Source organism: Burkholderia sp. TSV86, from assembly GCF_001522865.1.
Classification (GTDB): Bacteria; Pseudomonadota; Gammaproteobacteria; order Burkholderiales; family Burkholderiaceae; genus Burkholderia.
Window position 1 is genome coordinate 1 of the sequence record NZ_LOWB01000124.1, and the last position, 26,484, is coordinate 26,484.

General features: G+C 58.8%; 19 protein-coding genes and 3 pseudogenes. 9 read left to right on the forward strand and 13 right to left on the reverse strand.

The window, feature by feature from the left end; genetic code table 11:
• The first annotated feature begins 163 nt into the window (after positions 1-163).
• Positions 164-1,126, forward strand: coding sequence for a phosphate acetyltransferase (locus WS68_RS23780; RefSeq protein WP_059573182.1), 963 nt, complete (start codon positions 164-166; stop codon positions 1,124-1,126).
• A 77-nt stretch (positions 1,127-1,203) separates the two neighbouring features.
• On the opposite strand, the gene WS68_RS29140 is transcribed toward WS68_RS23780, so the two are convergent.
• The 9 genes from WS68_RS29140 to WS68_RS23820 form a co-directional block, all read right to left on the reverse strand.
• Positions 1,204-1,425 carry a hypothetical protein gene (locus tag WS68_RS29140; protein WP_231753103.1) on the reverse strand — a complete coding sequence of 74 codons (222 nt, stop codon included), beginning with the start codon at positions 1,423-1,425 and terminating at the stop codon, positions 1,204-1,206.
• Positions 1,416-1,658: a hypothetical protein gene (locus WS68_RS29145; protein ID WP_231753104.1), complete on the reverse strand. Its 243-nt coding sequence runs from the start codon at positions 1,656-1,658 to the stop codon at positions 1,416-1,418. The genes WS68_RS29140 and WS68_RS29145 overlap by 10 nt, the downstream gene beginning before the upstream one ends.
• A 135-nt stretch (positions 1,659-1,793) precedes the next feature.
• Positions 1,794-1,979 (reverse strand): hypothetical protein, encoded by a 186-nt coding sequence (locus WS68_RS23790; protein WP_156429649.1) that lies wholly within the window; start codon positions 1,977-1,979, stop codon positions 1,794-1,796.
• Positions 1,980-2,014: 35 nt separating this feature from the next.
• Positions 2,015-2,470 carry a hypothetical protein gene (locus WS68_RS23795; protein WP_059573184.1) on the reverse strand — a complete coding sequence of 152 codons (456 nt, stop codon included), beginning with the start codon at positions 2,468-2,470 and terminating at the stop codon, positions 2,015-2,017.
• A 93-nt stretch (positions 2,471-2,563) separates the two neighbouring features.
• Positions 2,564-3,553 (reverse strand): zinc-dependent alcohol dehydrogenase family protein, encoded by a 990-nt coding sequence (locus tag WS68_RS23800; protein ID WP_059573185.1) that lies wholly within the window; start codon positions 3,551-3,553, stop codon positions 2,564-2,566.
• 347 nt (positions 3,554-3,900) lie between these two features.
• Entirely contained in the window at positions 3,901-4,191 is a 291-nt protein-coding gene (locus tag WS68_RS23805) for a hypothetical protein (protein ID WP_059573194.1), read from the reverse strand.
• Positions 4,192-4,284: 93 nt separating this feature from the next.
• Positions 4,285-4,536 (reverse strand): hypothetical protein, encoded by a 252-nt coding sequence (locus WS68_RS23810; RefSeq protein ID WP_197419673.1) that lies wholly within the window; start codon positions 4,534-4,536, stop codon positions 4,285-4,287.
• 818 nt (positions 4,537-5,354) lie between these two features.
• Positions 5,355-6,005 carry a BON domain-containing protein gene (locus WS68_RS23815; protein ID WP_059573195.1) on the reverse strand — a complete coding sequence of 217 codons (651 nt, stop codon included), beginning with the start codon at positions 6,003-6,005 and terminating at the stop codon, positions 5,355-5,357.
• Positions 6,006-6,192: 187 nt separating this feature from the next.
• Positions 6,193-6,486, reverse strand: coding sequence for a DUF1488 domain-containing protein (locus WS68_RS23820; RefSeq protein ID WP_197419674.1), 294 nt, complete (start codon positions 6,484-6,486; stop codon positions 6,193-6,195).
• 381 nt (positions 6,487-6,867) lie between these two features.
• Here WS68_RS23820 and WS68_RS23825 point away from each other — a divergent pair, with 381 nt between their 5' ends.
• Genes WS68_RS23825 through WS68_RS23840 form a run of 4 tightly spaced genes read left to right on the forward strand, consistent with a single transcriptional unit; the run spans position 6,868 to position 13,437 of the window.
• Positions 6,868-8,421, forward strand: a complete 1,554-nt coding sequence (locus tag WS68_RS23825) for an efflux transporter outer membrane subunit (RefSeq protein ID WP_082710270.1) — start codon at positions 6,868-6,870, stop codon at positions 8,419-8,421.
• Positions 8,418-9,491, forward strand: a complete 1,074-nt coding sequence (locus tag WS68_RS23830; RefSeq protein WP_059573187.1) for an HlyD family secretion protein — start codon at positions 8,418-8,420, stop codon at positions 9,489-9,491. The genes WS68_RS23825 and WS68_RS23830 overlap by 4 nt, the downstream gene beginning before the upstream one ends.
• Positions 9,488-12,310 (forward strand): ribosome-associated ATPase/putative transporter RbbA, encoded by a 2,823-nt coding sequence (gene rbbA, locus WS68_RS23835; RefSeq protein WP_059573188.1) that lies wholly within the window; start codon positions 9,488-9,490, stop codon positions 12,308-12,310. The genes WS68_RS23830 and rbbA overlap by 4 nt, the downstream gene beginning before the upstream one ends.
• A 2-nt stretch (positions 12,311-12,312) precedes the next feature.
• Positions 12,313-13,437 (forward strand): ABC transporter permease, encoded by a 1,125-nt coding sequence (locus WS68_RS23840; RefSeq protein WP_059573189.1) that lies wholly within the window; start codon positions 12,313-12,315, stop codon positions 13,435-13,437.
• 289 nt (positions 13,438-13,726) lie between these two features.
• Here WS68_RS23840 and WS68_RS23845 read toward each other — a convergent pair whose 3' ends face one another.
• Both WS68_RS23845 and WS68_RS26935 read right to left on the reverse strand, forming a co-directional pair.
• Entirely contained in the window at positions 13,727-17,134 is a 3,408-nt protein-coding gene (locus WS68_RS23845; protein ID WP_156429652.1) for a hypothetical protein, read from the reverse strand.
• A 154-nt stretch (positions 17,135-17,288) separates the two neighbouring features.
• Positions 17,289-18,073: pseudogene (locus WS68_RS26935) on the reverse strand (transposase).
• Positions 18,074-18,469: 396 nt separating this feature from the next.
• On the opposite strand from WS68_RS26935, the gene WS68_RS23850 reads away from it, so the two are divergent.
• The 4 genes and pseudogenes from WS68_RS23850 to WS68_RS26950 all read left to right on the forward strand — a co-directional run bounded on the left by WS68_RS23850 (position 18,470) and on the right by WS68_RS26950 (position 25,542).
• Complete coding sequence (locus WS68_RS23850) at positions 18,470-18,745, forward strand: hypothetical protein (protein WP_059573191.1); 276 nt, start codon at positions 18,470-18,472, stop codon at positions 18,743-18,745.
• Positions 18,746-18,828: 83 nt separating this feature from the next.
• Positions 18,829-19,187 (forward strand): annotated as a pseudogene (locus WS68_RS26940) (transposase); the annotation flags it as partial.
• Between the two features lie 797 nt (positions 19,188-19,984).
• Positions 19,985-23,839, forward strand: coding sequence for a non-ribosomal peptide synthetase (locus WS68_RS26945; protein WP_082710267.1), 3,855 nt, complete (start codon positions 19,985-19,987; stop codon positions 23,837-23,839).
• 116 nt (positions 23,840-23,955) lie between these two features.
• Entirely contained in the window at positions 23,956-25,542 is a 1,587-nt protein-coding gene (locus tag WS68_RS26950; RefSeq protein ID WP_156429653.1) for a glycosyltransferase, read from the forward strand.
• A 406-nt stretch (positions 25,543-25,948) separates the two neighbouring features.
• Here the strand turns inward: WS68_RS26950 and WS68_RS29655 are convergent, their stop codons facing one another.
• On the reverse strand, positions 25,949-26,194 hold the full coding sequence (locus tag WS68_RS29655) for a group II intron maturase-specific domain-containing protein (protein ID WP_082710269.1): 246 nt from the start codon (positions 26,192-26,194) through the stop codon (positions 25,949-25,951).
• A 63-nt stretch (positions 26,195-26,257) separates the two neighbouring features.
• Positions 26,258-26,484: pseudogene (locus WS68_RS29150) on the reverse strand (hypothetical protein); the annotation flags it as partial.

Genomic DNA, 26,484 nt, shown 5'->3' on the forward strand with positions numbered 1-26,484 from the left:
ACTATCGGCAGTTTGAGGACGTCGCCAAGGCGGCCTGACTCAAACAAATCGGTCTCCGATGAACCCGGGGCGATTCACCGCGGCATTTGATTCAGATCACACGGCACGCGGGCAATTTGCCGACAATCGACTCACTGTTCTGCATAGCCCCAGAGGAAACGCCATGCAAATTCCGTCGCAGTCCACGCGGCCCGCAGCAGCCGTCCCTCGCAAATATGACGCGTTGATCGCCCGCTGCCGGACATACCCGGCCGTGACTGTCGCCGTCGCGCATCCGTGCGATGAAACGTCGCTGCGTGCCGCGATCGACGCGGCCCGCGCCGGCCTCATCGAACCGGTGCTGATCGGCCCGGCCGCGCGCATCGACGCGCTGGCGGCCACGCTCGGCATCGATCTATCGCGTTACCGGCGTGTCGATGCGCCGCATAGCCACGCTGCGGCAGCGCTTGCCGTCGAGCTGGTCCGCTCGGGCGACGCGCAAGCGCTGATGAAAGGCAGCTTGCATACGGACGAGTTGCTCGCCGCCGTCGTCGCCCCCGATTCGGGTCTTCGCACCGGACGCAGGCTGAGCCATGTGTTCGTCATGGACGTGCCGACCTACCCTAAACCCCTCTTCATCACCGACGCGGCGGTCAATATCCGTCCCACGCTGGAACATAAGGCGGAAATTGTCCAAAATGCCATCGATCTTGCGCACACGCTTGGCGTCGACACGCCGAAAGTTGCGATCCTGTCGGCGGTGGAAACCGTTACGTCGAAACTGCCGTCGACGCTTGACGCCGCGGCGCTCTGCAAGATGGCCGAACGTGGCCAGATCACGGGCGCGCAGTTGGATGGCCCGCTCGCGTTCGACAATGCGATCGATCCGGAAGCCGCGCGCATCAAGCATCTCGGCTCGAACGTCGCCGGTCATGCCGACATCCTGCTCACGCCCGATCTCGAAGCCGGCAACATGCTCGCGAAAGAGCTGACGTTCCTCGCGAACGCCGACGCGGCGGGTGTCGTGCTCGGCGCACGCGTGCCGATCATCCTCACCAGCCGCGCCGACAGTGAGCGCACGCGTTTGGCAAGCTGCGCGGTGGCCGCGCTGGTCGCGCACGCATCGAATGCGCGCACCGGCGCATGAGCGGCGCCCGCGGCACCATGCGGCCGGAGGACACCGCGCACGTGCGAGCGGCTGGCGCGCGGGTCACATGGCAATCGCTATAACGCCGCGTCGGCGTTGAGCGGATCGTCGCACGCGTCCCTGACATCGACCGTTACGGGAATACCGCGGCGTACGCTCTCGGTCACCGTGCAAAACGCCTCGAACTGAGCAAGGGCGCGCGTTGCATGATGGAGCGCCGGCCAGCGCGCGCCCACACGCAATCGGACCGCCATCCCGGCGACGCGCAACCGCCCCGCCGTGTCGCGGTTCAGATCCACGTCCACGCGCGCCGTAACCGGATACGGATCGTTGCGGTATCGCTGCAGCGCATAGAGCAAACTGGCGGCAAGACGCCCGCCGCCAGCAGCCGAACGGGATTCGGCGCGCCGCCGTCGCCGAGCGGCGGCATCTCGTCGGTCAGAACCGGCGGCGCGTCAATGCCAGGAAAATCGACCCGAAACCGGAAATGCTCGAGCTGCACCACTTCCACGACAATCGGTTTGTCGTCCATATGTGCTCCTTTGTCGCGTCGATCCCATGCATCCGAAGCCCAGCACGCTCGACACCGATGAATGTTCCTTCGCGATGCTCGCGGCAGTACGCGCAGCGACGGCGACAGGCCGCGCCGGCAGCCGCACGGATTCAATCAGCCGGCGGCATTGCGCACGCCGGCCGTATCGACGGCGGCCAATTGGCGCGCCAGCCGGCCGCGCGCTCGCCGCATCTGCCGGCTCTGCACGGACGCACCGCACGCCGCGAGCGTCGTCTTCGCGCTTTGCCGCCGGATCGCAACGCCCGGCAGCCGCAAGTCGGCGCTCGCGGCGGTATTCACGATAACCCGGCGGCGGCGGCCAGCCTTGATCCACGTCAGCGGCCGAAAGACTCGCCCACCATGCGCAACCGGCGCCATAACATGCGCGCCACGGCCGCCATCGCGATCGCGCTCAGCACGACCACCGAGACCAGCACGAACACATAGCCGACGAGTTGTTCGAACTCTTGCAGCCGGCCGGCTTGCACTGCATCCTTGTAGCTGTGCTCGTCGGCGGCCCCGTTTCCGATCGCGCCGCGATATAGGAAAAATGCCCGGCATACTCCATCTTCCGGCTGGGCCGCGATCAACAGCGAGCCGGGCGGCATGTCGCGCACCGCTTGGCAATGCGGCGAGCGCATGCCTGCGATGACGGCCGCGTCGATCGGTTGATCGTAAGCCGCGCCCAGCCACGTCACGGCAACAGCAAGCGCGGCGCTCGCGACGAGCCCCCCCGCGACCCGCCGCCATGCGGAATAACGGTCGTTCGAGCCTGACATGATGTTCGTCATCGCCGCCCCTTTTTTCGATTGCCCTTTCGATCACCCCATCTCATGCGTGCGCGGCACCGCGATGCGTGCGTTGACAAAGCTCGATGCGAAGCCTCAGCCGCGAATCGTCAAAACGGCCGCGCCTGACACGCGCCCGGCACGCAAATCGTCAAGTGCGCGATTCGCGTCGGTCAGCGCATAGGCGCTCGTCTCGATCTCGAGCGGCATTTCGGCGGCAAGCCACATGAACGCGGCGGCGTCCGCGCGCGTCAGATTCGCGACTGATTCGATCCGGCGCTCCCCCCACAGCGCTGCATAAGGGAACGATGGAATGTCGGTCATGTGTATTCCGCCGCAAACGACGATACCGCCCTTGTCGAGCGCACCCAATGCGGCCGGCACCAGCGCGCCGAAGGGGGCGAAGATCAGCGCGGCGTCGAGCGGCTCCGGCGCGCGCTCATCGCTGCCGCCGGCCCAGACTGCTCCAAGCCGCCGCGCGAGCTGCTGTGCCGCAGCATCGCCCGGCCGGGTGAACGCGAAAACCGTCCGGCCTTCGCGGCGCGCGACTTGCGCGACGATGTGCGCGGCCGCGCCGAAGCCGTAGAGTCCGATCCGCCGCGCCGCGCCCGCCTTGCGCAGTGTCCGGTAACCGATCAGCCCTGCGCACAGCAGCGGCGCGGCCTGCAGATCGGTATAGCGGGCTGGAATCCGCACGCAAAACCGGCTGTCGGCAACGGTGCGCTGCGCGTAGCCGCCGTCGATCGTATAGCCGGTGAATACGGGCGCATCGCACAGGTTCTCGTGGCCGCTCGAGCAATACGTGCAGTGCCCGCATGTGCCGCCGAGCCACGGCACACCGACTCGTTCGCCTATTTCGAAGCCGGATGCCCCTTCGCCCAACGCAGCAACCGTGCCGACGATCTCGTGCCCAGGAATCAGCGGCCGCTTCAACAGCGGCAATTCGCCGTCGATGACATGCAGATCGGTCCGGCACACGCCGCACGCATGCACGTCGATCAGCAATTGGCCGGGGCCGGGCACAGGATCCGGCAGCCGCGCGTCGCGCAGCCGGTTCGACGTGCCGTCGAACACCATCGCACGCATGCTAACGCTCCTGCACGGCACCCGGCCGCTCGCGCAGGCCGCGAACCGCCAACGCGCCGATGCCTTCGAGACTGCGCGCGCGTTGCTCAAAACAGCAGACTTTCGGGCCGAGCAAACGCCGCGATGCACATTTCAGGACCGACACTGTGCAAATCGAGTCGTACAACGAGGTGCGTAATCCGTCGTGACGCATCGATCTCCTCCTGTGCGAGTCGCGGCCTAGAGTCTTCAGATTAGGCGAACGGCGAACTCGTCGCCGCACCTGACGCCGCGGCGCTTGACCTGAGTCAACCCACTATTCGCCAGCAGCGGGAAATAGCCTGCGTGGCATCGCCACGTTGCGCCGCTCATGCGTCGAGCATCAATTCCGCTGCGTCGAACGCGTGGCGGATCGCCACCAGCGGATCGGCGTGCTTGCAACGTCTAACTGGCGTCAATTCGTGCTCGTGCGTCATCAGATCAAGCCGTGCGTCATACATCACACGGCCGTCCGGCTGGCGCAACGCCTCGAGCGCGAGTTGGCAGCCCGCGAGCCGATCGTCGAAACGCCCCAGCCGGACAAGCTGCACACCCGCCTCCGATTCGATCCGTGCCGATCCGGCAAAACCCAAATAGGCAATCTGCATGCCCAAGCCCATCACGTCCTCCTTCCAATACGCATCGCATCGGCTTGCTACGAGCGCCACTCATGTCGGCTCGGCGCATAGGTGTCGAACGCGGCTTCTTACGTCTCATGATCCCGGCAAGCGCAAATCACGCATCTGACGCGCATCAAGCAGTGCGGCGATCGCATGCGAAGGCCCGCGCACGCCGCGCTCGGCGCCATAATCGAGCATCGAGCGTCCGCGCGACAGCCACGGCCGCCGTGCGGCGATCAACGGCGCCGCCCTGTCAGGCCATGCATGCGCAGGCCCGGTGTGCGGCGCCGCCGCGCCGAATGCGATTGCGACGGTCGCAACGGCCATGCCGCTCATGAGCTTCATCGTCGCCGCCGTCGGCAAGTTCACGCTCCCTGCTCGCACTTCACGGCCGAACGCCCGCGCGATCTCCATCGCCGGGCCGGCTTAATCGAGTCGAGAACACAATGCCGAGCGCCGTTCAGGGCCATCGGCATCCAAACCGCGTGCATGTACGCAACGCACTCAACGCCGAGACGCCGAGCGCCATTGGCCGCGCGCTCGTCGCCCAGCCTCGTGTTCGCGCTGCGGCTAAGCGCCGTCCCGTTACTGTCGTTCGCAATAGCAAGTCAACCCGAATTCGGCGCGGGGAAGGCCGCCATGACGAATCCATCGATGGCACGTGCACCGATGCTTTCCATCGGCTCCCGGGAGCAGCGGCGCTGTCGCCATCGAACGGCTCGTATCGGTTGGCAGCGTGCCGCCAGACCAGATGCTGCTTACCGTATGGCCACGCATGATCGACCACCTCAAGCGACGAATGGGCGATTCTTCGGTTCTCCGGCCGATATCAACATGGTTGCGGAGGCGAAACGTTACGCCGAGTTCAGCTCGTCATTCAAATGTGGCTATGGCCACACGCGTTGCATTGCCGTTTCGTCTCTTCCGCACCCACCTGTCGCGCATTTTTGCTTCACACTCTCGCGATGCCACGCGCCGCTTCACGCTGACGAGCGGGCCGCGGCCGCGCAATGGCGGCCGCGGCCCGTTTCTCGTGGGCGCCAGCAACATAACGGCTTGCATGGAAAAAGAAATACCCGAGCGTTCCGTGAAGTCACCACGCACGACGTGTGACATCCTGCCCACGCGTCGCGCGACAGCCCGGCGCCCCAGGCGAGCGCCGCTCATCCAACGACGAGATTGTCGATGACCGCGCGCACGCCCCGCACGGACCACGCCGCGCCGCGCGCGACTTCACGTTCCGCGTAGGAATCGACCTTGCCCGACAGCGTAACCATTCCGTCGCGCACGTCGACCCCGATATGCGCCGCCTCGCGTGCAGCGTGCCGCAGCATGGCGCGCTTGACGTTTTCGCCGATCGCCTCGGCGCCCACGCTGCCAAGCACGTCGATATGATCCGTGACACCTGTCACGCCGCGCATCTGCGAAATCGCTCGCACCGCGACATGACGCTGATATGCCCAATCGACCTTGCCCGACAACGTGACCCAACCCCGCTCCACCTGCACCTTGACCGCCTCTTCGCGCAGCCCCACAGTCCAGCGCAAAATCGAGCGCGCCATGTCCGCGATGTCCAAATCGGTGCGCGCATCGTCTTGCGGCAAACGCACGGTCATTTCGACAACCACCGCTCGAACGCCCGCCACCCGGTTCGCCGCACGCTCGACGGCCAGCTTTTGCGCATAGCTTGTCGGATGCCCGGACAGCTTGACGATGCGCTCCGCCACCTCGACGCCGATCAGCGCCGCGTCGACAGCCGGGTCCGATGCGAGTTCGTCTTGCACATCCTGCTTCAATTGTCGATCGGTTTTCATCGGATATCCTCCAGTGAACTCGGCGACCCATCGCGAAACGCGCGTCGCCGCTTGTCGAAGCCAGCTTCGCATATCGGTCGGTGCGTACCGATGACGCAGATCAATCGCGCCCGGATGCAAAACGTTCGACCGCAGCACGACGCATGCAAACGCACGCGAGCAGTGCCGGATGACGGGCACAGGCTCGTCAGGAGCGGCAACGCTCGAACCGGAATAACCCGCTGTGCAGCACGACCGGGCGGCCGCCGACCGCCTCCAGCATCCGGCGTGCCGCACGCTCGATCTCGGTGCGATGGCGTTCGAACGCGTCGGTCAAATCGCGCTCGCCGATCGATGGCGCGCCAAAATGATCCTCGAGGGCTTCGGCGGTAATCGCACATGGCACGCGAACATTATCGACGAGTGCCGTAAACGCGATCGTCCAATCGCGCGCGCGATATTCGGGCAAATCGGCGGGAAACGAAATCTGCATGATTTTCATCCGATGTCAGGTCATTCATTTCTTTCGACCGCTCGCGCATTCCAGCGCGCGGCCGCGAACCAGCAGCACCACACCGCTCACTCGGCCCATGCACGAAGCGCGCCGCGATGCTGACGCCACGCGCGGCCATGGCGCTCTCGTTCATGACGACCTCGCTCGGTCGAGCCGGCGCCGTGCGCGGCCTCATGTTCATGTATCCGTCAACCTCCATCATCCGCAGCACGCGCGGCACGCGCGTTGATGTCGGTCAACCGCGCCGGCCGAGCGACATGAATGACCCAAATCAACGTTTCATGCCCCGATTAATTGTCAGATATGCACCGGCGCGGCGGCGACTGCATTGGGCTCGCGGCGCGAACGACACAACCGACGGGGAAGCCCATGCTTCGAAACAATCGACGAGCGGCACCGACGCCTTTCGAATGGCCTCGTCGCGGCGTGCCTGCCATTGCGCTCGGATTGACACTCGCGGCCGCGCTCGGCGGCTGCGTGTCGCTCGCGCCCGACTACCGGCGGCCGGCCGCGCCCGTGCCAGACGCGTTTGCGCACACGTCGTGCGAAGCGGGCCCGCCGCTTCGCACGACGCAGCGAGATAGTGCCGCGGCCACAGCGACGCTGCCTGGCGCCGCCGATCCCACGAACTGCGGCGCCCACATCGGCTGGCGTGATTATTTTGCCGACGCCGATCTGCGCGCGGTGATCGAGCAAGCGCTCGCGAACAACCGGGACTTGCGGATCGCGGCGCAACGCGTCGAAGCGGCGCGCGCGAACTATGGCATTCGCCGCGCTGACCAATGGCCGTCGCTCGACGCTGCGGCGACAGCTTTGCGCACCCGCGTGCCGGGCGGGTTCGTGTCGCCCGACGCAAGCGCCAAAGGCTTGTACAACGTGGGCTTGGCCGAGCTGGGCTGGGAAGCCGACTTCTGGGGACGGGTGCGCAGCCTGAAGGCCGCCGCGCTCGAAAATTTCCTTGCAAGCGAAGCCGCGCAGCGCGCGGTCACCCTCAGTCTGATCGCCGACGTCGCGAACGGATATCTCGCGCTGCGCGCGCTCGACGAGCGCATCGCGCTTGCGCGTGCGACGCTCGACACGCGGCGCGACGCGCTGCGGATTTTCCGGCGCCGCTACGAGGAAGGCGCGATCGCCCGGCTCGACATGAAGCAATCCGAAATCCTGCTGCACCAGGCCGAGACGCTCGCCGCTCAACTCGACCAGGCGCGCGATGCGCAGCAGCACGCGCTGGATCTGCTGATCGGCGCGCCGAACGCCCCGGCGCACGCACCTGCACGGCTCGACGACGATGCCGTGCAAGCGCGGCTCGCGCCGGGGCTGCCGTCCGAGCTGCTGGTCCACCGTCCCGACGTGATAGCCGCCGAACACCGGCTGCGCGCGGCAAACGCGGACATCGGCGCGGCCCGCGCCGCATTCTTTCCGCGCATCACGCTGACGAGCACGCTCGGCACCGTCAGTCCCGCGCTCGGCGATCTGTTCGCGGCCGGCAGCGCGGCATGGAGTTTCGTCCCGCGCATCACGCTGCCGATCTTCGAAGGCGGACGCCTGCATGCGAATCTCGATCTCGCCCACGCGCGCCGCAGCGAAGCCGTCGCGCAATACGAAAAGACCGTGCAATCCGCGTTTCGCGACGTTGCGGACGCACTGTCGGCCCGCGCGTGGCTGACCGAGCAGGTTGCCATCCAGCGCGACACACTCGCCGCGCAGAGCGAACGCGCGCGCCTCGCGAAGCTGCGCTACGACAACGGCGCCGCGCCGTTCCTCGAGGTGCTCGACGCACAACGCGATCTGCTCAACGCACAGCAGCAGCTCGTGCAGATGCGCCAAGGGCTGCTGTCGAGCCGGATCGCACTGTACGCGGCGCTCGGCGGCGACGCCGAAGACGGCGCGCCCTCCTTGACCCCAACCCAAACCCGACCATGAAGCCTTCCCATCGCACCCTGATGCTCGGCGCCGCCGTGACGCTCGCCGCAGCGCTGACCGGTTATTACGCATGGAGCCGATGGCACGGCGACGGCTCTCACGCCGGCTTTGCGAGCGGCAACGGCCGAATCGAGGCGACCGAAGTAGACGTCGCGACCAAGCTGCCCGGCCGCATCGAGGCGCTGCTCGTCGACGAAGGCGACTACGTGCGGGCCGGCCAGCCGCTCGCGCGGATGGATATCCGGGTATTGCAGGCCCAGCTCGACGAGGCCCGTGCGCAACAGCAGCAGGCGCTCAATACCGCGGCAGGCGTCGCCGCGCAGGTAGCACAACGCAAGAGCGACAAGGCCGCCGCGCTCGCAATGGTCGCGCAGCGCAAGAGCGAACTCGATGCCGCGCAGCGGCGGCTCGCGCGCTCGGACACGCTGTCTCGCGAAGGCGCCTCGTCGATGCAGGAACTCGATGACGATCGCGCGCGCGTGCGCGGCGCGCTTGCAACCATCGCCGCCGCCCAAGCGCAGGTCGATGCGGCGCAGGCGGCCATCGACGCGACCGGCGCGCAGTTGACCGCCGCACGCTCGGCGGTGGCCGCCGCGCAGGCAAGTGTCGTGCGCGTGCAGGCCGATCTTGCCGACAGCGAGCTTGTCGCACCACGCGACGGACGAATCCAGTACCGGATCGCGCAGGCCGGCGAGGTGCTGCCGGCAGGCGGCAAGGTGCTCAATCTCGTCGATCTGTCGGACGTCTACATGACGTTCTTTCTGCCAGAAACCGTCGCCGGACGCGTCGCGCTCGGCGCCGACGCGCGGATCGTGCTCGACGCCGCGCCCGGCTACGTGATCCCGGCAACCATTTCGTTCGTCGCGAGCACCGCGCAATTCACGCCGAAAACCGTGGAAACCTCGAATGAGCGGCAAAAGCTGATGTTTCGCGTGAAGGCGCGTATCGACCGCGCTCTGCTGCTGCGCCATCTGAAACTCGTGAAGACCGGCTTGCCGGGCGTCGCCTGGGTCAAGGTCGATCCCGCCGCCGCATGGCCCGCCGAGCTGGCCGTCAAGGTTGCGCAATGAACGCCGGGCAGCCGCCCGCCGCACGCCTGCGCAACGTCAGCCTGCGTTACGGCAAAACCGTCGCGCTCGACGCGGTAACGCTCGATGTTCCCGCCGGGCGCATGGTCGGCCTGATCGGTCCGGACGGCGTCGGCAAATCGAGCCTGCTCGCGCTCGTATCCGGCGCCCGCGCGCTGCAGACCGGCGATGTCCAAGCGCTTGGCGGCGACATGCGCTCGGTCGAGCACCGCCGGCGCGCGTGCCGACGCATCGCGTACATGCCGCAAGGGCTCGGCCGCAATTTATACGCCACGCTGTCGATCGAGGAAAATCTGCAATTCTTCGCGCGGCTGTTCGGCCATGCGGCCGACGAGCGGCGCCACCGGATCGACGCGCTGACGCGCAGCACCGGCCTCCATCCATTCCTCGACCGGCCGGCGGGCAAGCTCTCGGGCGGCATGAAGCAAAAGCTCGGGCTGTGCTGCGCGTTGATCCATGATCCGGATCTGCTGCTGCTCGACGAACCGACGACCGGCGTCGATCCGCTTGCGCGCGCGCAGTTCTGGGAGCTGATCGCCGGCATTCGCGCCGCCCGCCCCGGCATGAGCGTGATCGCCGCCACCGCATACATGGACGAGGCGAAACGCTTCGACCAGCTGATCGCGCTCGATGCCGGCCGCGTGCTCGCACAAGGCACGCCGGCCGAACTGCTTGCGCGCACCGGCACGCGCGAGCTGGAAGCCGCGTTCGTCGCGCTGCTGCCCGACACGCGCCGACGCGGCCACCGCCGCGTCGAACGCCCGCCGCTGCCCGCTGGCGACGACGCCACGCCGGCAATCGAGGCGCGCGGCCTGACGATGCGCTTCGGCGATTTCGTCGCGGTCGACCACGTCAGCTTCCGGATCCGCCGCGGCGAAATCTTCGGTTTTCTCGGCTCGAACGGCTGTGGAAAATCGACGACGATGAAAATGCTCACCGGCCTGCTGCCACCGACCGAAGGCAGTGCGCGATTGTTCGGACGCGCCATCGAATCGAGCGATCTGGACACGCGCCGGCGCGTCGGCTACATGTCGCAGGGCTTCTCGCTGTACAGCGAACTGACCGTGCGCCAGAACCTGGTGCTGCACGCGCGGCTGTTCGGCCTGCCCGAAGCGGCGATCGCCGCTCGCATTGACGAAATGATCGCGCGCTTCGACCTCGGCGACGTGCCCGACGCGCTGCCCGAACGGCTGCCGCTCGGCGTGCGGCAACGGCTGTCGCTCGCCGTCGCGATGGTGCATGCGCCTGAATTACTGATCCTCGATGAACCGACATCCGGCGTCGATCCGATCGCGCGGGACAATTTCTGGCAACTGATGATCGATCTGTCGCGGCGCGACGGCGTGACGATCTTTATCTCGACGCACTTCATGAACGAAGCGCAACGCTGCGACCGCATCTCGCTGATGCACGCGGGCCGCGTGCTCGCGAGCGACACGCTCGATGCGCTGGTTCAGGCACGCGGCGCGGCAACGCTCGAAGAAGCGTTCATCGGCTATTTACGCGACGCAGCGGCCGATGCCGACCCAGCCGCGAACGCCGCCGATGTGTCGCCGGTCGCGCGGCCGGCGTCCGGCCCCCTGGCGGGCGCGGCGGCACCGTTGGCCGGCGCCGCACCCGCGCCCGCGCCGCACCGCCCCCGATCTCCCGCCGCACACGCCCGCCCCGGCACCCGCCGCTTCAGCCCGCAACGCGCGCTCAGCTATATGTGGCGGGAAATGCTGGAATTGCGGCGCGATCCGGTGCGCGCCACGCTCGCGTTACTCGGTTCGCTCATTCTGATGTGCGTGATCAGCATCGGCATTAGTCTGGACGTCGAGCATCTGGCCTTCGCCGTGCTCGATCGCGATCAGACCGGGCTGAGCCGCGACTATGCGCTGAACCTGTCCGGTTCACGCTATTTCGACATCCGCGCGCCGCTTGCCGATTACGCGGACCTCGATCACCGCATGCGCGCCGGCGACATTTCGCTGGCGCTCGAAATTCCGCCGCACTTCGCGCGCGACGTCGAACGCGGCGCGCGCGCGCAAATTGGCGTGTGGATCGACGGCGCGATGCCGCTGCGCGCCGAGACCATCCGCGGCTATGTGATCGGCATGCACGAAGCATGGCTGTTCCGGCAGGCGCGCGAGCGGCTGGGCATCGCACCGGCGGCGCGCGTCGAAGTCGTCACGCGATACCGCTACAACCCCGACGTGCGCAGTCTGCCCGCGATGATCCCCGCAATCATTCCGATGTTGCTGCTGATGCTGCCGGCCATGCTGACCGCACTTGCCGTCGTCAGAGAACGGGAACTCGGCTCGATCATCAACCTGTACGTCACGCCCGTCACGCGCGCCGAATTCGTGATCGGCAAACAAACGCCGTATATCGCGCTCGCGATGCTCAACTTCCTGATGATGACCTTGCTCGCCGATTTCGGATTCGGCGTGCCGGTGAAAGGCAGTTTCGCGACGCTCGCCGCAGCGGTACTCGTCTATAGCGTGGTGGCGACCGGCATCGGCATGCTCGCCTCCGCGTTCACGCGCAGCCAGGTCGCGGCCATCGTCATGACGATCATCGGCACCCTGATTCCGGTCGTGCAGTTCTCCGGACTCCTGACACCGCTGTCGTCGCTCGAAGGCAGCGGCAAGCTCATCGGCACGATCTATCCGGCTACCTACATGCTGACGATCAGCCGCGGCATTTTCAACAAGGCGCTTCATTTCGCCGATCTGTCCGCGGCATTCTGGCCGCTTGCCGCCGCCGTGCCCGTCGTGCTTGGCACGACGCTGCTGCTGCTCAAGAAGCAGGAGGCCTGAGCATGCCATTCCTTCTCGTCGTTTTCCGGCTCGGAGTCAAGGAACTGTGGAGCCTCGCGCGCGACCCGGTCCTGCTCGTCCTGATCGTCTACACATTCAGCGCGTCGATCTATTCCGCGGCGACGGCGCGCCCCGATACGCTGCACAAAGCGCCGATCGCCATCGTCGACGAAGACGGCTCGCCGCTCGCCGCGCGCATCACATCGGCTTTTTTTCCGCCGCAATTCGCGCCGCCCGCGCGCGTCGGCCCCAGCAATGCCGATCATGGGCTCGATACCGGCGCCTACACATTCGCACTCGACATTCCGCCGGATTTTCAGCGCGACGTACTCGCCGGCCGGCCCGCTCAGATACTCCTGACTGTCGACGCGACACGCATGACCCAGGCATTCACCGGCAGCGGATACGTCCAGCAAATCGTGACCGCCGAGGTAGACGAATTCGTGCGGCGGCACCGGCAACAGCCGGTCGCTCCGGTGGATCTGGCGCTGCATCTGCGCTTCAATCCGAACCTCGAACAGACCTGGTTCGGCGCATTGATGGAAGTGATCAACAATGTCACGCTGCTATCGATGATCCTGACAGGCGCGGCGCTGATCCGCGAGCGCGAGCACGGCACCGTCGAGCACCTGCTCGTGATGCCGATCACGCCGGCGCAAATCATGCTCGCGAAGATCTGGGCCATGAGCGCCGTCGTGATCGTCGCGGCCATCGCATCGCTGATCTTCGTCGTGCAAGGGCTGCTGAAAGTGCCGATCAGCGGCTCGATTCCGCTGTTCGTTGCCGGTATGGCGCTGCATCTGTTCGCCACGACGTCGCTCGGCATTCTGCTCGCGACGCTGGTGCGCAACATGCCTCAGCTTGGCATGCTGATGGTGCTGACGATCCTGCCGCTGCAATTGCTGTCGGGCAGCCTGACGCCGCGCGAAAGCATGCCCGAGCTCGTTCAAGACATGATGCTCGCCGCGCCAACCACGCATTTCGTCGCGCTCAGCCAGGCGATTCTGTATCGCGGAGCGGCCCTCGACACGGTCTGGCCGTCGTTCGTCGCTCTCGCGGGAATCGGCGCGCTGCTGTTCGTCATCTCGCTGAGCCGGTTTCGTGCCACGCTCGGACGAATGGCATAGAATCGTGGCGGCGGCGCGGACTTGTCCCCGGCCTGAACTGCTTTTCGTGTGCAGCTTCGTGACCCTAGCCTCAAAGATCAACGTCGCATCATCCTGCACACCGGCCAGCGCATTTCACACAGTGCTTACGCGTTGAAAGCGGGATGTTCCTGGGCTAAAGGAAGCCACGGCCTTGGCTTACTCCTGAAACATCGCGCCACAAACGCAACGGCGAAAACTCCATGTCTGAGCGCACGCCCTTGCTCGATCAGCCCGGCAAGCAAGCGCTCTTCTATGAACCGCTTACCATCTATCTGCTTGATTTCCAATAAACAGAGTCCATGTTGAACGTCCCAACGCCGGTGGGCCCTGAATAGTATTTGTTGTCCGGGTCACTTACCCCCTGCAATCGATCCGATTCATATGCGCTCGCGCTGCCAAAGGCCGGATGCTCGGCATTGCTGGGAAACAATACATCTAGGTAACGATCCTGAAGTGATACATACGTGTCCAGGTCGGCATAGTTCGCGACACCGTTTTCCTCCAGGGCCGCCTTCATTTCCGGCCTCATACCGAGATAAGTTTGGCGCTGTGGCACCTCGACGCTAGCCTCTCTCAGTATTCTCTGGGCTAAATACTCGACCGCACCGCGTTCGCCCAACCCGTATGTGCGCACAATACCCACCGTGCCCGGCTGGTCCCATAACGTCTGGTCAGGATCGTCCAGGCCAGTGAGCAGATGGACCATTTCGTGCGTCAGTATCGCTTTGGAATCGATGTCAACGAGCTCCCCGTTTCTTGATAAAAATTTCAACGGATGATCGATCACGGTGTCGATATGGGGAACACTCATTATTCGTGAATGCTGCAAGACTGTATATCCGAGGTTATCTCGGCTGCCTATTCTTAATCGCCACGTTTGGTTTGGGCCAATCCTTGAGTTGTCTACGGCAAAATTATAGAGACTCCGGAATGTTTCGGATTCGTCATACAGACGAGTAAAGAACGACTTGATGTCTTCCGGTGTTTTCGCTGATGAAATCGGTTCTCCGTCGTGAGCCTGTGCTGTCACAGCGAAATACTGATCGAATCCTTGCGCGAAACCTTCTCTCCGGGTCACGTCCCTCGCGTCCTCCGACAGGATCTTCCGCACCTCGGTGACGGTTTGCGTTTCGGACACGGCCAAAGGTTCGTTGTTCAAAGCGAATCGTCGGCCAGGGCTGGCATTCGCGTAAGCCTGAGGAACTGGCAGATCCACAAGCTTCGCCGCATTGGTGTTGACGATTCTGAATATCTGCTGAGGTGCGCCCCCCTTCAGACCTGGAACGTCGCGGGCCTCCTGCCATCGCTCCCTGAACACCAGACGAACCGTGCGGTCCTGCCCATGACCATAGGAGTCCGTTGGATTCCATACTGCATACCCTGCCATCGACGCTGCGTCGTCCTTCGCAACCCGATAAAGGTTGGGCCCAATCCTGGCGTAATGGGCGAGCGTGGCAGGATCCTGCCAGGTCCCCCCCTCCGAAGAGCGCATTGCCGCAGGATGCTTATCCTCTGGTACCGGCGTGAGCCGCTCGACGAGTTTTTGCATCTCGGGGCTTAAAGAGGCGCCCTCGTCCCTGTTGGCCAGCTCATAAGCGTCATTCACGCCCTCGTATTTTCCGGCCTCGTCCGTAAACATCAACGCACGGTCGTCAATTCCAAGATCTCTCAGCGCGCCGAGACTATATTCGGCCTGCAACCGCACTACCGGCGGCACTTCACGGCGGGAGAACGTATGCGACACCGCTGCGCCCTTACTCAGCGCCGCATGCCCCCTGGCACGGCTGCGGGTGAGCAGGTGGCCCTCTCCGGCAGTCACAAAATCCAGTCCCAGCCCGATCGTGCCACCGACGATCTCAGCCGTGTCGTTGTTTGCAACGCCATCTCCAATGATGTAGCCCGAGCCGACGTATGGTATCAGTGTAATCAGCGCTGTTGCCGTGCGCTTGCCGTCTCCTGTTACGACGCCTCCAACCGCGTTGTATATGTTCGCGATTACCGGCACCGAGCTGATAATCTCGTCTACATCGCCACGCGAGACTCCCTCCATGAACCCAATGATGCTCGAAATAATCGGCATATTGTCCAGCCAATGCCTGAGTTCGGACGGACCTTCGGAAACTATCTTGTACTGCGCCACCAGCTCATCGATTTCCTCGGCAACCGTATCCGCGGTTTGCGGCACATTCTGCCGTCGCAATTCCAGACGGGCATGCGCGGCAAACCATGGATGGTCTGGCAAGCTCGCCTTGAATCTGGCTCTGGCTTCTCCGAGCAGGATCCTCGCATCGAGTTCGATCTGATGACGGGGCATGCTGCCCGACTTCGGTGTCCGTATGACGAAAGTGGCTGGATAATAAAAGGACTGAGGGAGCTCGAAGATAGGCAAGTATTCCGTGAAATGCATGAACCGGTCGAGTATGCTGCGGTGATTTCGCCCGTGCGCCACGATCAGTTCGTCTTTTGAAAGTCCCGTCTTCTCCGCAAGCAGGTCCAATGCTGCGGCTTTCTTGTCGAAGACCGGTGGTCCGGCCGCGTCGATAAGCAAGTCGGCCATGGTGTCCCCCAGCTCGCTCAGTCGTTGCGACGACGGACCATGCAGTTCAATCCCATGGGTCTTCACCAGATGCAAGCCAAACAGGATTCTCGGATCAATCAGGGTACTGTTCGACGATGGCCACTCTTGCGCCAAGCTGGCAAACGCCGATCCCAATGCATCATGAGACGGATAGGGTTGCGGCGCAGCCTGCCCTCGGGACAACGCAGCCGTCTTTAGCACCGACGCCATCGAGTGCTCGAACGTGCCGAACGTGTACTGGGTATCCTGGCCATGCGCATCCAGCCATTGGACAACCATCTTGCGGCGAGCCGGTTGCGACAGCCTCGCGAAATCAGGCAACCGCATCAGGGATGGATCATCAGCCAGGTCGTCAACACTCTTATTCATCGCATGAACAAGGGCATTGCCATCAAAATAAATGCCGCTGGCACGCTCGCGGTGCGGCAGGTTATCCGGTAAAAACAGGCTCTTTCGTAGCCGTTCTTCTGCAAGCGCCGCAGCGAGATCCCGTTCCCGCTGAATGCTTCTCTGGTACGAGGCGACAACTTCGCGCAGTTGCAACGCAGTGATCATTGCCGACGGATGCGAGGGGATATGCATCTTCCGAGCTGCCTGGCCAACCTGCTTGGCCATGCCGGTCGCGTTTTCCGGCTCCACGGAATTGAAGCCACCGTGAAACCGGGCATGCACACTATCAGGAGGAAGGACGTCCTGTTCACTGACCAGTGGGGAAACGTCATGAGTGCGTGGCGGCGAAACCGTCGGGTTGTCTGAGGCAGTTCGAGTGTCCGTATCGGGGGGGCGCAGTGAAGAGAGAAACGTCGCGGCAGCCATGATCGCCTTCGCTTTCGCGGTTGGCGCTGGCATCCCGAGTAACGGTACAAGATGCGCATCCGCGGGATGCCTGCGCTGTAAATGAGCGTCCAGCACATCCTGAACATAAGCGTCCGTTAGTTGTGGCGTAAAACGCTGCGGCGTTTTGTCCACGGCCGCTTCGCGGCTGCGTAGAGATCTCTCGAGCCATGCGGCATGGCGATCACGGTTCTTTCGTGATGGATCGAGCGTCGCGTCCAAGCTGCGCAGAACAGGCTGATGTTTATGTCTTATATAGGGCATTTGGATGTTCCATTGGCTATTTCCCTAACCATACACAAATAATCACTTATAATGATTTTAATTGCCAAATTTCACCATAATAATTTATTACCATTCTTACTCTATGCTTTATAACGAAAAAATAAACATAAATTCCAGGATTCGTTTTTATAATTCATCGTAAAATTATATTGACGCGCAGCGACACTTTGCAGAAAGCGATGATGGCAGCGGTAAGGTGATTTAAGGTGACGAAACTGCGTTTAAGCTTTTCGTAGCGGACGAGCGGTTTGCGAAAGTGGTTGAACCCGCTATGACAAACTTCAACCACCCAGCGCCTAGCCCTTTTGTTCGAATCGCGCCGCTTGAGGGAGGGCTTCTTCCGACGATCGCCCCCATGACACATGGAGGCGTGCTCGTCGATGATTCGAAGGCGCTCAACGCTCCGATGCTTACTTCGACGATGCGGGGGACTCCGAAGCTTGACCATGGTGGCACGGAGAAACGCATCGAGTCGCTTACCGTCATTGACGTGAGCCACGGTGACGATATGCAACAAGGGGACGCCACGCCCGGCAATCCAGAGTTGGCGTTTGCTTCCCTTTTTTGCTCCAATCCGTCGGATTTGGGCCGACAGCGTCTTATGCCAAGAGCACCTTGGACAAACTCGCCGCGTCGCCATTCGGGAAACTGCTTGTGAATGGTGCTGGCACTACCCAAACGCACTTTGAGCAACGCCCTGCATTGGCAGCCCGTGCGCAGGACATATATAACGGCTTCAAGCGCTCGGCGAACCGGCTTCGGCGGCCGCCCGGCCCCCGGCCTGCGTAGATACTTTTTCTCGAGTGAAGGGGCACGTGACGAAATCAGCGGCTTCCCCCGCTGCCAGCGCGCATTGGTCACCTTCCACAATTCGATTCGCTTCTTCGCCAACCCTTCGCTCCAACGCCGCACTCGCATGCGGCTTATACATTATTTATGGATAAATCCTTGGCGCCAGCACATCGGCACCCTCTCAAGAAGATTGAGTATTTAATAACTCATGGCATTGCCGAAAATTATAAATTTACACATCGATTCTTTGACTGGAATATGTAATCGATATGCGAATTCACGATGCCGATTACAGTTAATTTTCACAACCCACAGCCTCATCACCGACACAATCCTTATAAAAATTTTACGATTTTTCGTTTAAATGAAAAGTTATACGCCAAAGCGATATTAAATTAGATAAGAAGTTGAAGAGAGATGCGTCGATTTATACGAAATCCCCAATGAGAATGCGAAATTGAAACGAAATCGCTTTACCCATGAGGACCATTCTTGCTACGCGAACTTGCGTCCCGAAAAACTATGATTCATTACATCCCGCCGACTCCGGAGGATCTGATGCGTCTGAAGCCGGATCAAAATAAAAGCAGCAACGAAATGGCAGAATTTTTCGGCGTCTCGACTGGCCGTCAATGGCACAAGTACATGTCAGAAACCGAGCCGCGCGACATCGAGACTGCTGTACGCAACCTGGCTATCGCGTTCGAGTATTACAACGAGAAGCATTCCCATCGCGCGCTGAAATACCGTTCGCCTCGCGAGTTCCAGCGCTTGATGGATTCAGCAACCTTCCGGTGATGCCGTGCCCGGTACTGCAGGAGCAACTCCACTCTCGTCACGAACGGCTTTCCTCATTAATTCGCTCGTGGGCCACTATGCGCGGACACCCTGCCACGATCAAGGTCGACAATGGCAGCGAATTCATCTCGAAGGCAATGGACCGGTGAGCGTATGAACATGGCGTCGAACTGGACTTCAGCCGGCCGGCGACGCCCACTGACAACGCCAAGGTCGAAAGCTTCAACGGGCGCTTCCGGCAGGAATGTCTGAACGCGCATTGGTTCTTGTCATTGGCTGACGCGCAGAGCAAAATCAACGACTGGCGCACGTACTATAACGAGGATCGTCCCCACCGCGCATTGCAGTGGATGCACCCGCCGAATTCGCGCGTCAGGCAAGGAAATCCGCCTCGCCTGACAACTCAACCAAGCCGGAAATCTCCACTTCCGACCAGGACTAATTCTGGGTAAGAGTCATTTTAACCTCGGACTCTAACTCCAGTTCGGACTAAAACCGGGGGCAGGTCACGCGACCAGGCGTGCACTGCCGCGCCGACGTTGTCGGTGGCCGCCGCTGCCAGCAGCGGGCGCAACTGGCGACCGTCACTTATTTCGTGACATGCCGAGATAACTCAAAATTCCCATTATCAAAATAACAAATATCAGCAATAAAAAAAAAACGGTTTTGCTTTGTTTGACGATTTGGAACCGATTCACCTGTTAAAAATACCATATCCGTTGCCGGGAGGCTGAATTAATATACCAAGCGAACCTAAAATATTTTTATATATGATATTTCAAAAATATGATTGCCGCATGAAAATACTACCCCCATCCATTTAGTTTTATATGAAACATCAGAAAAATACAACGCCCCATCCATGTTTCTCACTTGCGTAAATAAATTATCGCGAAAATAATTTTATATATATTCACATGCAATTATTGATTGGCCGTGTAGTGCTGCTAGCCATGCAACGAGGCGAATTTAACGAAATCTCGCTGTATTATTTTCTGGATAATGGGCTAACCAACATCAATGATCGAAAATTATTTGATCTTGATTGAAGCTCCGGTTGATTAATTGTCGAAAAAATTGATGGCATTCTAAGGCGGCTCTAGAAACGGATTTTTACATACCTCAAGACGCCTGGCTCCTAATTTAGCAGCGAAAGATGAGAATAATGCCCAGGTACTTTTGGGGGACACGGGCAAATCCAATGCGGCAGAATTTGAAGTTCAACCGGGAATTGGCATAATGAAAATTCCAGTCGACGGCATAAAACTAACAACCGCGCAACTTGGTATATGGTACGGTCAAGCTGTGGCACCTGAAAGCTCTGCCTATCACGTTGCAGAGTATTTCGATATTAATGGGCCTCTAGATCCCGACGTGCTTGAGGCTGCGCTATCCAAGGTTATCGAAGAATCTCCGACTTTGTCGGTCAGATTTGAAATGACGCCTGATGGCCCACTTCAATTTGCGCGTCCGCATCATTGCCGCTTAGTGCGAATAGACTTGTCGACAAAACTGGATTCAGTTGGCGAAGCAAAAGCCTGGATGCATAATGATGTTGTAAATGGCAGCAAAGTTAACGATCCATTATTTCTCTTCGCACTGTTAACTATATCGTCAAATCGTTGTTTTTTCTACCATCGCTACCACCATGTGATAATCGATTATCACGGAGCAATGGTGATTGCAGGTCGTATTGCCGCGCTTTATAGCCAGATACTTGGCATACCCACTCATCGTCGTCGATTTGCACGGCCACTTGAATCGGCGCATGAATTTTTTATCGCAGACGCTACATACGTAGGATCTGAAGCCGAAGCAAGGGATCGGAAGTTTTGGCACGATAAGCTAGATGGCTGGGAAGGACGTGTATCGATCGGCGGACAATTAACTGTCCCGATGTCGCCAAGCCTTGCGGCCGAAATCGCATTACCTGATGGCGTTACCGCGCGTCTTGTCAACATTGCGAAAGAACAACGAGTAACGCTCGCGCAGGTCACGATGGCGGTCACTGCGATCTGGTTGAACGCACTAACCGGACAGACAGATCTTGTGTTTGGCGTCGCAATCTCTAGCTCACGCGCACTACGCTTACTGGCGCCAACAGTGTCGAGCAATGTATTACCGTTGCGTTTACAGCTATCTGCAGATCAGACAATGATAGATCTTGCACGCGAAGCTGCGCTTTTTCGTAAGGCCGCACGTTCTCACGATGGGTATCGTGGCGAACGACTTGCGCTCGACGCAACAGGCACAGCGGGTCTATTTGGACCAATGGTCAATGTTGTGAATTTCAACTACGATCTGCGCTTTGCCGGTCTGCGAGCTTATGCCCACAATCTGTCGATCGGGCCCGTTGACGATGTCTGTGTAACTGTTTACGACCGGCATGATGGTCGAGATCCGCAATTCGTACTGAACGTGAATATTGCACGCCATGCACCTGATCAAATCTCAAGATTCACTAAATGTTTACGAAACTTATTAATTCAGCTTGCGCGCCATCCAAATCGACCACTGCATGATCTGAATTTGTTGTCATTTGATGAGCACGAAACCACATCCGCCGCACATAATCTACGCCCTATCTCACTAAAATTTGAGAGCTTCCCGTCGCTATTTGAAAAGAAAGTCGCAGTTACACCTAATGCGCGCTGCGTTGTTGCCGACGGTTTCGAGTATACATATATAGAACTTAACAACGCAGCAAATAGAATGGCTCGTGAGCTTGTTGTGCGAGGTGTGACGTCAGGGAAAATTGTCGCCATCCTATTATACCGTTCAGCCACCGTAGTCACGGCATTACTCGCGGCGATGAAGGTGGGCGCCGCATATACGCTAATTGATCCAGAATTACCGTCACGGCGCATCGTGTCAATGTTATCAAGCATTACATCACCTATATTACTTACGACTCATGCGTTATCGATGGCACTTCCGCTTGATACGAATGTAATTATCTATATTGATGATCCGAATTTCAACTATGCATGCTCTCAACAGCCTGGCGATGATTTAGCACAATCTGAACGTATACGCCCGATTATGCCGAATGATCCTGCTTACGTGATCTTTACATCTGGTAGTACTGGGCAACCCAAAGGTGTGGTTGTTCCACATCGCGGGCTTAGTAGCTTAGTCGCAACACTGCTGCCACGCTTGCATGTCTATCCATCGTCTCGTTTCATGCAATTTTCCGCGTTAAGTTTTGATGCATTGGTACTTGAGATATTACTGACGTTTTCGGCTGGCGCGTGTCTATTTATGCCACGCGATGACGAACGTCATGGTGCAGCCCTCGGTGAATTTCTCAATCGAAATAACATCACACACGCGATGCTGCCACCCGCGTCGCTTGTCGGACTTGATCCGCAGATACAGGAAGCGCCCGGTACGTTGTTAGTCGGAGGTGAGGTGTGTCCATCGGCAATTGCTGCTGCGTGGTCCAAGGGGCGTCGAATGTTCAACCTATACGGGCCAGCGGAGGCGACGATTTGTGTGACGGTTAGCGATTCGCTGAAGGGCAGCGACGTACCGATTGGCCTCCCGATCATCAACACGCGACTCTACGTGCTCGATGCATTCGGTCGCCTAGTACCTGAAGGAATAACCGGTGAACTGTATATTGCCGGTGAAGGTCTCGCTCTCGGTTACATAAATCGCCCGGAATTGACAGCTGAGTGCTTCATTGCATGCCCATTTGAGGCTCCCGGTACACGAATGTATCGTACAGGCGATCTTGTCTGCCGCCGTAATGATGGCACACTCGAATTTATCGGTCGAGTCGACCGGCAAATTAAACTACGCGGCTTCCGCGTGGAGCTAGGCGAAATCGAAACTGCATTGGGCCGCCTATCTAGCGTCACCGCATCATGTGTGACGCCATATAACAACGGGCATAGTGACACCATGTTGGTTGGATATGTCGTGTTACGACCTGGTAGTGATGCCGATGTGGACACGATCCGCGAACACCTTGCTTCGTCGTTGCCGTATTACATGGTGCCGACTGTGATCATCGCACTGTCGGAACTACCAACGACGGTTAATGGAAAGGTCAATTTATCGGCGTTGCCGGCACCAATATCCTCAGCCGACACACCGACTACTTCTAGCGAGCAAACGCTTGCCGAGCTGTTCTCCCTAGTACTGCAACGTAAGAGCGTCGGGTGTAATGACAGTTTCTTTGCACTCGGGGGCGATTCATTGAAAGCGATGCTGCTTGCCACACGCATCCGCGAAAGATTTGGTGTTGACCTATCGCTGGCCACAATTTTTTCATCACCTACCGTTACCTCGCTTGCACGTAAGCTGGCCCATGGCACAGCGTCGGCAGTATCGCCAACCTCAGTCGTATTACCCCTGCAGCGCGGAAAAGGGCCCGGTCTGTTCTGTATACATCCGGGACCAGGACTTGGTTGGCCGTATGCAGTATTCATCCGGGTAATGGCACCTGGCCAGCCGATCTACGCGATCCAGGCACGCGGGCTCAATAATACGGATTCAATGCCCACAAGCTTGGCCGAAATGATCGAGGATTACGCAACACAGATTCGCCGCGTTCAATCTGAGGGGCCATATCATCTTGTGGGATGGTCGTCGGGCGGCCCAATCGCATATGGTGTTGCAACTGTGCTGCAGCAGCAAGGCGCGCTAGTTGGAATATTAGCATCGCTGGACGGTTATCCACCCGGGCCACTCTATGGTGAAAATTTGCCGGAAAAATTACCGCGTGATATTGCGAGAGAGATGCTGAAAAAAACGATGAGACCATATCTAATGCTTGACAATTTCCACAATACACTACCGCCAAATTTAATTGATGATATGTTACTCGATGCAATGCTGAGAGTTTATTGTAATACCGGACATCTCCTCGCAAAGGATAAGTTTGGCGTATTTAATGGCAATCTGCTGCTTATCCAGTCTACCTCGACATACGAAAATGTTCCGCCACCAAGCGCACATGTATGGTATCCATTTATCAATGGGCGCGTCGATGTATTTGAGATTGCATGCCACCATGACGCAATGCTTTTACCGCAACATGGCGAGCAGATTGGCCGAAAACTTGCAGAATATATGGCTAATACATAAAAATATCGCAGCGATAATTTTAAATTATCATGATTTTAAGAGTTAATTTATTTACTTTTACCAAATAATTATAGCAGATATTGATTTTTGCATCATCAAAAGAAATTGGAGGGCTTGTGACATATAAATATTTTTCATCAAGAAAAAATACAATCCTGTTCACAAATATTATCTTGTCTGGTCGAACTGGCACAGAGATTTACACATTTGAGCTGGCGCGCGCCATGCTTATGCGCGGCCATCGAGTGGCAATTTATTCATTAACACTCGGCGATCTCGCCCATCAAGCACGAGCACATGGAATTCCTGTTACCGATCGAATTACGGACATTAATTTTACTCCAAATATTATTCATGGCCATCATAATGTTACAAGTGCCATTGCAATGATTCGCTTTCCAGCAACACCTGCAATATTCGTTTGCCATGATAGTAGCCAGATATTCGATGAACCATTGTTGTTGAATCGAATTGGTCAGTACATCGCGGTTGATGCGGCGTGTCGCGAACGTATGATTGTCTGTGGCGTTTCAGAGGAGCGGATTCAAATTATTCAAAATGCAGTTGACACGAAGTCATTTGCGCTAAGAGAAGATTGGAATCCAATTCCCCGTACTGCGCTACTCGTCTGCAAACAAAAAGGTCAGCATATTGATTTGGTTCAGCATGCTTGCGATCGTGCTGGAATTACGCTGGATATTGTTGGACCTGGTATCCGTCGTGTAGTAACCGACATGCCACGCCGTAACACCAAGGCCGATGTCGTATTTGCGTATTCTCGTAGTGCGATGGAGGCCATTTGTACTGGAGCGCACACCATAATCATAGATAAGTGCGGTTATGGCGGCATTGTTAATTACAAACAGATTGAGCAATGGCCTAATACATGTTTGTCCGCTCGTGCACTTGCACCGCTACCTTCCATTGAAGAATTAGTGAACGATATTTTATCCTATGATCCAGTTATGACGAGATCTATTAGCGAACAGTTTCGTAGTCAGGCTGATCTTGATTTGAAAGTTTTAGAATTCGAGAAAATATATCAGGAAGTAATTCAAACATCGCATTTGACGAATGCGAGAGAAAATGACCGCACGCAAACATTAATCGACCATGACAATGCTGTGTTGGCCGACTTTTTTTCACATTGCGTGCCACGAGCAATTGGGAAAAGTATATATGAGGAAAGAATGAGTGATTTGTCATTTTTCCATGAAATAGAAGGGATTTTCAATAATCCGGCACTCTCCAATCCAGAGCCAATTTTATTTTCTGATAATGGTAGCGGCCGCCTGTTCCTGGATGAGGGCTGGCATTGTCCTGAGAATTGGGGAGTATGGTCATCAAGTACGTCATCGTCATTATTGATTCCACGTGAATTGATCCGAGGTTATGCGACTCTCGATGTCAGGATTTGGCACATGTTTCAAAAGCATAACAAAACACTGCGGATCATGGTTAATGATCGCGTGACAGCAAAATTTCCATTAACACCCGAAAATGGTGGCGAACATATTTTACCGTTAATTATACCGCCCAGTTTATTTCATAATGACAAGAGATTTGTTCGGATTAAATTTTTGATTGATTTTGTCACATCACCGTTGGAAGAAGGGCATAGCGACGACTCACGTCAACTCGGTATTGGATTATGCGCACTCGGCTCATTAGCGGGAGCCGAAAAATCATACGCCCAGCGTTAGAGGTGACCTCGATCGTTAGGGCAGTTTTCTGAGATTTTTAAGTGGAACGTCCGTGGCAATCATACTGCCGATTTGATCGCCGGCAGCGTCGCAAAGGATGCCTCATCCAGCGTGCGATTCGCCAGGCTCGAATAGGGCCGTTTCCGGTTGTACAGCCCGAAGTCGCCGATGGAGCGCCGGGCATGGATGACTGACTCGTAGGTGCTCGGATAGTTGAATAGTCCAGCGGAATCGCACCGCCAAGCCCTCGCAGAACTGTACATGAGCCTCTCGACTCATACAGCGCCTATCGTCCAGCCGTGGCCCCGAGCGTCCAATGCGCGAACAGGGTCGGACGGCGCGTATTAAGACGCCACAACCAATCCCATGCCTGCAGCTTGCGCGTTCGGAGTTTCTTGTATTTGCGCTAAGCCCATCGCACAACGAATGAATCCAGTCTACGTAAGACCCCGCAAAGAGCGGAAGGCCGAAACCACCCGTAGTAGCGAACCCAGCCCAGAAGTATAGGCTGCGTCCATCGAGCGACTTCGACAAGTTCGAGATCATTGCGACTGTGAAGACGCCACCGGCGCATTCGCAACTGCATCGATTTGGCGGCTTTGTCACTTACCGCAGGAGCGAAACTGACGAACAGTGCTCCAGAGCGATTCATCGAACTCCGGGGCCGAAAGTAGTAGCCCAGGAAATCGAAGCGTTGCACCGAATAGCTGCCGCGTCAGTTATCGTCCTTGCAGTAGACGATCTTGGTCTTCTCCGGATGAAGCTGCAGTTTGCAAGCCGCAAGCCGGACATCGAGCGCTGCTCGCAATTGCTTAGCCTGCATCTCACTCTGAACCGCCCCGAGTTTTGTGGAGGCTCCAACTCCTGAGAGAATGGAGCCATGAACAAGAAGCCAAGCAAGTTTTCCCCGGAAGTCCGAGAGCGCGCGGTGCGCCTGGTGCG